A 7,364-nucleotide genomic window follows, 5' to 3' on the forward strand; every position below is an offset into this window, starting at 1 on the left:
TTGATGTCGGCGGCCGCCCCGGTCGCCACGGCCTGCATGGTCGCCTGGGCGGTCAACGGGTTACCCGCCGCGGCGGGGAAGGCCTGGAAGATGTTGTTGGCGCCGCCGAGGACGCTGACCAGGTCGTTGGAGCCGAAGGTGCCGCCGCCGCCGGTATAGGCCAGCAGCTGGTTGCGCATGCCCGGAGGATTCGCCGCGCTGTCCGTTCGGGCGCCGCCGAAGGCGTAGTTGACGCTGCCGGTCACCGGCGCGCCGGCGGTGTAGCGCCCGGCGTTGAAGCCCAGCAGTTCCGTGAACACCGGCCCGTTGGAGAAGCGGCCCTGGAAGTAGGGCGGCGACAGCGGCGTCGTGCCGCCGGTGACGGCGTACAGATTGCCGTTGTCGCTCAGGCTGTCGCCGAACACGACCAGACGGCCGTAGCTCTGGGCGCTGGCGGCGGACGCGAACGCCCCGGCGGCGGCGACGGCCAGCGCGGCGACGGCCGCGTTGCGCAGGAAACGAGACATCGATGATCCTCCCTCGGCCGTCATCATGCGACCGTTGCGAGCACTCTGCGCCGGTTTTCAGCGTGTGCAAGATGCCGTCGGGGAAGCTTTCAGTGCAGCATCCGGAAGCGCAGCGTCCCGGCAACACTGCGCAGAGCCTTCAGCGCGGCCGGGTCGTAGTCGCGGTCGACGTCGGTGATGACGTAGCCGGTGCGCTCGTCGGTCTTCAGGTGCTGGCCGAGGATGTTCAGCCCCGCCGCCGCCAGGGCGCGGTTCAGCTCGGCCAGCACGCCGGGCTGGTTGCGGTGGATGTGCAGGATGCGGTGGGCGCCCGAGACCTCCGCCAGCTGCACGTTCGGCAGGTTGACGCAGAAGGTGGTGTCGCCGCGGTTCAGATAGGCCAGCAGCCGCTCGGCCGCGAATTCGGCGATGGCTTCCTGGGCCTCCTCGGTCGAGCCGCCGATGTGGGGCGTCAAAATGACGTTGGCCAGGCCGCGCAGGGGGCTGTCGAAAGGATCGGCGTTGGTGGCCGGCTCGTCGGGGAAGACGTCGATGGCCGCGCCGCCGATGCGGCCCGAGCCCAGCGCCTGGGCCAGGGCGCCGACGTCGATCACATGGCCCCGCGACAGGTTCAGCAGCAGGGCGCCGGGCTTCATCCGCAACAACTCGGCCGCGCCGATCAGCGCCGTATTGTCGACGCGGCCGTCGACATGCAGGCTGACGACGTCGCTTTCGGCCAGCAGGGCTTCCAGCGACGGCATGCGCCGCGCATTGCCCAGCGCCAGTCGCTCGGTCTTGTCGTGGAAGATCACCCGCATCCCCAGCGCCTCGGCCAGCACCGACAGCTGCGAGCCGATCGCCCCGTAGCCGACGATGCCGAGGGTCTTGCCACGCAGCTCGCGCGCCCCCGTGGCCGACTTGTTCCACTCGCCCCGGTGCATGGCCGCCGACTTGTCGGCGACGTCGCGCAGCAGGGCGATGGTCAGGCCGACCGCCAGCTCGACCACCGATCGGGTGTTGGAATAGGGGGCGTTGAACACCGCCACGCCGCGTTCGGCGGCGGCGTCGAGATCGATCTGGTTGACGCCGATGCAGAAGGCGGCGACGGCCATCAGCTTGTCGGCGGCGTCCAGAACGCGGGCGCTGACCTGGGTCTTGGAGCGGACGCCGAGCACGTGCACGCCCTTGATGCGCTCGATCAGGGCGTCCTCGCTCAGCGCGCCCTTCGCCGTCTCGACCTGGTAGCCCGCCGCCTGCAGCCGCTCGACGGCGGCGGGGTGGATGGTCTCCAGCAGCAGCATCCGCATCCGGCTGCGCGGATAGGACCAGCGCCCGGCGAGGCCTTCCAGATGCAGCAACTCGTCGACCGAGCGCACTTCGGCGTCGGCGGCGGCCACCACCCGCTCGCGGCGCACCACCTCGGTGAAGGCGTAGAAGCGATCGGCCACGCCCGCCTCTTTGACCTCGGCGTCGGTCCAGCCGTCGCCGACCATGACGACAGGGCCGGGCAGGTTCAGGGCCTTCAGGGCCGCGGCCTTGCCGAAGGGGGCGAGCAGGGGGCTGTCGGCCACGCCGGTCACCCGCCCGTCGGCGTCGTAGCTCAGGTCGTTGGCGACGATCCGGTCCGCAGCCACCCCGAGGCTGCGGGCGACCGGAGCGATGATCTCGCGAAAGCCGCCGGAGACGATGACGATGCGGCTCGCCTGTTCGCGGAAGAAGGTCAGGTTGCGGCGCACCGAGGCCGTCAGGCGCGGCTCGGCCTCGCCCGCCAGACGTTCGAGATGGGCGCGCGTCAACGGCAGCAGCGCCAGGCGGCGGGTCAGGGCCTCGCCGAACGGGATGTCGCCGGTCATGGCCCGGTCGGTCAGGCGCGCGATCTTCGCCCGTACGGCGGCGGCCTCGGGCGAGCCTTCGAGCGCGATATCGGCCAGCACCTCGAGCGTCTCGAAGTCGACGAGGGTCGAGTCGAAATCGAAGATGAAGGTCGTCGGGTCAGCCATCGGGCGACCTTGGCGCACCTTCGCAGTTGCAGCAATGGACCGGCGCGGTCAGAACCGGCCGAGGCTGCGGATCTTGCTGTCGGGGCGCCGGGCGTCCAGCGCCGCCGCGCCGACCGCCGCCGCGATGGTGACCAGCGCCAGGATGGCGCCGCCTTCCCGGGCGTGATCGCGGGCGTAGGTTCCCGCCTCCGACGCGTAGTGACGGGCCCGCTTGCCCTGTTTCTTCAGCGCCCGGCGCGAGGTGTGCCGGGTGTCGTCGATGAACCGCCGCGACTTGCGCCCGGCGTCCTCGCCGAAGTCGGCCGCCCGCTCGCCGGCCTCGCTGACCCCGCGCCGCACCGTCTCGGTCAGGTCCTCGAACCGGCTGCGCAGACCGTCGGTATCGACCCAGCCGCGCGGATTGATGCGCCCGCGCAGGGTTTCGAACCGCGTCGGGCCGGTGCGCTGGTTGAGCAGCAGGGTGGCCAGTCCGACGCCCGCGAGGATGGCGACCACGCCCGCGGCGATGCCGGGATGCTTGCGGACTTCGGCGAGGGCGGAGAACTGTCGGACCATGGGGTAGTAGACCTCTTCATCGAGACCGTCCTCGGACGGCTCGTAGAGCCCGTCCTCGTCCGGTTGCCACGCGGAACGCCTGTCCCGCATCAGGGAAGGAGCGAACCGGGCGAAAAGTGGTTCCGCCACGCCGGGCAGGACCGAATAGAAACTGGCGATCAGCCGGCCGCCGCCGCCGACGGTGATCTCGCGGATCGGATGTTCGGCGCAGTACAGGATGGTGCCGGCCACGACATGGGTCGCATAGACCGGCTGGGGGTTCTGCACCGCCTGGCCGGTCAGGTTGCGGGCGTGCCTGTTGTAGGGGGAGTCGATCGCCCCGGGCTTGACCAGACTGACCGTGACCGGCGCCTGGTCGCGCATCAGCTCCATGCGCAGCGCGTTGGTGAAGCCCTTCACCGCGTGTTTGGAGGCCGAATAGACGCCCTGGATCGGGATCGGCGCGTCGGACAGGATCGAGCCGACGTTGATGATGGCCCCGCCGCCGGGCCGCTCGCGCAGGTGCTCGGAGGCCACCAGCGAGCCGTTGACCACGCCCCAGTAGTTGGTTTCGAACAGCCGGCGCTGATCTTCCAGCGTGGTCTCGCGGATGGGGCCGTAGATCGATACGCCGGCGTTGTTGATCCAGGTGTCGAAGCCGCCGAACAGCCGCCGGCACTTTTCCGCCGCCTCGGCCAGGGCGTCGTAGTCGGCCACGTCGGCCACGGCCCAGGCCGCGCGCGCGCCGTCGGCCTGAAGTTCTTCCGTCAGCGCTTTCAGGTCGTTCTCGCCGCGTGCGATCAGGAAGACGCAGGCGCCCGCCCGCGCCGCCCGCCGCGCCGTCGACAGGCCGACGCCCGAGGTCGCGCCGGTAATCACGATGGCCTGCTGTTTCAGGGGCTTGAGCGTCGCTTTGGTCATGAAATCGCCGGCTGGACAGGGTCTACGGGGGCCTTCGGGAACGGGGCCGCGACCCCGCCGGTTCCTGCTCTAGCACGCCGCCCTTACCATCCGCGATACGGGCGCCTATCTTGCGGCGCTCCGCACAACACCCTCAGAGGACCGCCGTGACCGATCACGCGCCCGCCGCCGCGCCCCTGGCTGACAATCTCGCCGCCGCCTTCCAGATCGAGGGCTGGCCGGTGCGCGGCCGGCTGGTCCGGCTGGGCGAGACCATCGACGCCATCCTGTCGGCCCACGCCTATCCCGAGCCGGTCGCGGCCCTGCTGGGCGAGGCCTGCGTCCTGGCCGCCCTGATCGGGTCGGCCCTGAAGTTCGAGGGCCGGCTGATCGTTCAGGCCCAGGGCGACGGCCCGGTCCGCTACGTCGTCGCCGACTATGACACCCAGGGGCACCTGCGCGGCTACTGCCGCTTCGACGAGGCCGAGGTCGCCGCCGTCTCGCAGGGGTTCGCCCGGCCTGGCGCGAAGACCCTGCTGGGCGAGGGGCTGTTCGTGATGACGCTGGACCGGGGCGCCGATTTCGAGCGCACCCAGGGCATCACCCCGATCGAGGGCGAGAGCCTGTCTCTGGCGGCGGAGCATTATTTCCAGCAGTCCGAGCAGATCCCGACCAAGGTCCGGCTGGCGGTGGGCGCGGTCGTGACGGACGGGGGCGCGGCCTGGCGCGCCGGCGGGGCGCTGATCCAGCTGATCGCCGGCGACGCCGCCCGCGGCTCGACCGAAGAAGTCTGGGACCGGTCGCGGGCCCTGTTCCAGACTCTCGGCGACGACGAACTGATCGACCCCACCCTCTCGCCCGAGACCCTGCTGTTCCGCCTGTTCCATGAGGACGGGGTGCGGCTGGAGGACGCTCGCGCGCTTCAGGCCGTGTGCCGCTGCTCGAAGGCCCGTATCGGCGCAGTGCTGGCCTCGTTCGAGCCCGAGGAGCGGGCGGAGATGGTCGAGGACGACGGCAAGATCCGGGTCACCTGCGAATACTGCGCCACGGTCTACGAGCTGGAGCCGGAAGAGATCGTCGCGGGCTGAGGCGAGGCCGGGGGCGGCACGCTCGCGATCCGGCTCGCCGAACGCCGGGTTGCGAAGCCCGGTCCGGTCAGCCATGCTCCCGACGTCGCATCAGCGAGTCAGGGGAGGATCGCATGACCACGGAATCATCATCCCAGGTTCAGAGCTTCGACTGGAAGCACCTGTTCTTTTCGTTCGAGGGGCGCACGCGGCGGTCCCATTTCTGGATCGGCTGGCTGGTCTGCCTCGGCCTCGGCGTCGTGTTCGGCTGGATCCCGCTGTTCGGCTTCGTCCTCTCGATCGCGCTGATCTGGCCGAATCTGGCGATCACCGTGAAGCGGCTTCACGACATGGGGCAATCGGGCTGGCTCGCCGCCATTCCCTATGCGGTCGGCATCATCGGCACGATCGTGGCCTTCACCATGATCGGGGCCACCGCCTTCATGAACGCGGCCGCGCTCGAGAGGGAAGATCCCGCGGCGATCATCGCCCTGGTCGGCCCGGCCATGGGCCTGTTCGGCCTGATGTTCCTGGTCGGGCTCGGCTTCCTGCTCTGGATCGGCCTCACCGACAGTCAGTCGGGCGACAACCGCTTCGGTCCCAACCCGAAGCGGCTCTAGGTCCTCGATCCCGCCGGCGACGCGCGGCGCTGGTTCAGTAGGCCAGCGCCAGCCCGTCCTTGCGCATCTCCGACGCCGCGCCGTACGTCCACGGTCCGCGCGCATTGGCCTGGCGCACCACGTTCTGGTAGCCGCCGAAGCCGCCGTTGGGGCCGCCCAGCACCCAGCCCATGGCCGCCAGCTGCGCCTTCGTCGCGGCGGGCACGCCGGTCTCCAGATGCAGCACCCCGACCCCCTCGGCCGGGTGGCCGGTGGGTTCGGACGAGCCCTCGTGCTGCCAGCGCGGGCTGTCGCCGGCCTCCTGCGGGTCGAGGCCGTAGTCGACCATGTTGATGATGATCTGGGCCTGGCCCTGCGGCTGCATGCCGCCGCCCATGACGCCATAGGCCATCCACGGCTCGCCGCCCTTGCAGGCGAAGCCCGGGATGATGGTGTGGAAGGGCCGCTTCGCCGGCGCATAGACGTTGGGATGGCCGTCGTTGAGGTTGAACAGCTCGCCCCGGTCCTGGAACATGAAGCCCAGGGTGCCGCCATCCGGGCCGTCCGAGACCAGGCCCGAGCCCATGCCGCGATAGTTGGACTGGATCCAGCTGACCATCATGCCGTCCTTGTCGGCGACGCTGAAATAGGTGGTGTCGCCCTGGGTCGGGGCGTCGCCGGGGAAGACGCGGTCCATGACCCGGTTCGGGCGGATCAGGGCGGCGCGTTCGGCGGCGTAGGCCTTGGAGTTGAGGTGTTCCACCGGGGTGCGGCTGAAGCGCGGGTCGGCGAACCATCTGGCCCGGTCCTCGAACGCCAGCCGCTTGGCCTCGGCCTGGTGGTGGATCGAGGCGGCGGATTGGAAGCCCATGCCCTTGAGGTCGAACTGTTCGCAGACGTTGAGGATCTGGTTGGTCGACAGGCCCTGGGTGTTGGGTCCGAGGCCGTAGACGTCGACGCCGCGATAACCGGTGCGGATCGGCTCGACCCATTCGGTGCGGTGCGGGGCCATGTCGGCCCGGGTCAGCCAGCCGCCGATGCGGCGGAAATAGCGTTCGATATGGTCGGCGATCGGCCCGTCATAGAAGGCGTCGCGGCCGCCCTCGGCGATCAGGCGATAGGTGCGGCCGAGGTCGGGGTTGGCGAAGACCTCGCCGACCGCCGGGGTGCGCCCGTCGGGAGCGTAGACCTTCTTGCGGTTGTCGTTCTCCTCGATGATCGCGGACCGGCGATCGAAACCGGCCATGTTGCGCTCGAGGTACCAGGCGATCAGCTGGGGCATGGGCACGCCCTCCTCGCACAGCTCGGCCACCGGCAGCAGGACGTCCTTCCACGGCAGCTTGCCGTAGCGCTGGTGGGCGCTCCACCAGGCGTCAACCGTGCCGGGGACATTGACCGTGACCGCGCCATAGGGCGGCAGATAGCCGTCCTCGGCCTTCTTCGACCGCGCCGTCTCCAGCGACAGACCGCGCGGGCTGTTCCCTGAGCCGTTGAAGCCGACGACCTTGCGCTGGGCCGGGTCCCACATCAGGCAGAAGGCGTCGCCGCCGATGCCGTTGGCGGTCGGCTCCAGAAAGCCGAGGGCGGCGTTGATGGCGATGGCCGCGTCGATGGCCGAACCGCCGCGCCTCAGGGTGTCGATGCCGATCAGGGTGGCGCGCGGATGGGCCGTGGCGGCCGCGCCGTGCGCGCCCCAGACGGTCGAGCGGCCGACGAACTGGACGCCGCTGTTGCGGTCGCCCGGGCCGACGCCGGCGAAGGGGTCGGCGGGCGCGGTCT

6 protein-coding genes and 1 pseudogene are annotated in these 7,364 nt (G+C 70.4%); 2 read left to right on the forward strand and 5 right to left on the reverse strand.

Features of this window, described 5'->3' with window-relative positions; all coding sequences use genetic code 11:
- The 4 genes and pseudogenes from RDU12_RS10115 to RDU12_RS10125 form a co-directional block, all read right to left on the reverse strand.
- A partial coding sequence (locus tag RDU12_RS10115) for an SGNH/GDSL hydrolase family protein (RefSeq protein WP_308684548.1) occupies nucleotides 1-506 on the reverse strand: 506 nt, incomplete at its 3' end.
- Between the two features lie 89 nt (nucleotides 507-595).
- A complete protein-coding gene (gene serA, locus RDU12_RS10120) occupies nucleotides 596-1,834 on the reverse strand; it encodes a phosphoglycerate dehydrogenase (protein ID WP_366145267.1) in 1,239 nt (412 codons plus the stop codon).
- Between the two features lie 126 nt (nucleotides 1,835-1,960).
- A pseudogene (locus tag RDU12_RS15870) lies at nucleotides 1,961-2,485 on the reverse strand (HAD family hydrolase); the annotation flags it as partial.
- Between the two features lie 48 nt (nucleotides 2,486-2,533).
- Nucleotides 2,534-3,940 carry an SDR family oxidoreductase gene (locus RDU12_RS10125; protein WP_300289986.1) on the reverse strand — a complete coding sequence of 469 codons (1,407 nt, stop codon included), beginning with the start codon at nucleotides 3,938-3,940 and terminating at the stop codon, nucleotides 2,534-2,536.
- A 146-nt stretch (nucleotides 3,941-4,086) separates the two neighbouring features.
- Between RDU12_RS10125 and RDU12_RS10130 the strand changes: the two genes are divergently transcribed.
- Together RDU12_RS10130 and RDU12_RS10135 are read left to right on the forward strand one after the other, a co-directional pair.
- On the forward strand, nucleotides 4,087-5,007 hold the full coding sequence (locus tag RDU12_RS10130; protein WP_300289987.1) for an Hsp33 family molecular chaperone: 921 nt from the start codon (nucleotides 4,087-4,089) through the stop codon (nucleotides 5,005-5,007).
- 113 nt (nucleotides 5,008-5,120) lie between these two features.
- A complete protein-coding gene (locus tag RDU12_RS10135; RefSeq protein WP_300289988.1) occupies nucleotides 5,121-5,606 on the forward strand; it encodes a DUF805 domain-containing protein in 486 nt (161 codons plus the stop codon).
- A 34-nt stretch (nucleotides 5,607-5,640) separates the two neighbouring features.
- Here the strand turns inward: RDU12_RS10135 and RDU12_RS10140 are convergent.
- Nucleotides 5,641-7,364: gamma-glutamyltransferase family protein (locus RDU12_RS10140; RefSeq protein ID WP_308684549.1), on the reverse strand; the 1,724-nt coding region annotated here is incomplete at its 5' end.

The organism is Brevundimonas sp. (assembly GCF_031082345.1).
In the GTDB taxonomy this organism is placed as follows: domain Bacteria; phylum Pseudomonadota; class Alphaproteobacteria; order Caulobacterales; family Caulobacteraceae; genus Brevundimonas.

Bases quoted from the DNA above. Each gene is read 5' to 3' on its own strand.
- RDU12_RS10125 (WP_300289986.1), bottom strand. From the start codon at position 3,940: ATGACCAAAGCGACGCTCAAGCCCCTGAAACAGCAGGCCATCGTGATT.
- RDU12_RS10135 (WP_300289988.1), top strand. From the start codon at position 5,121: ATGACCACGGAATCATCATCCCAGGTTCAGAGCTTCGACTGGAAGCAC.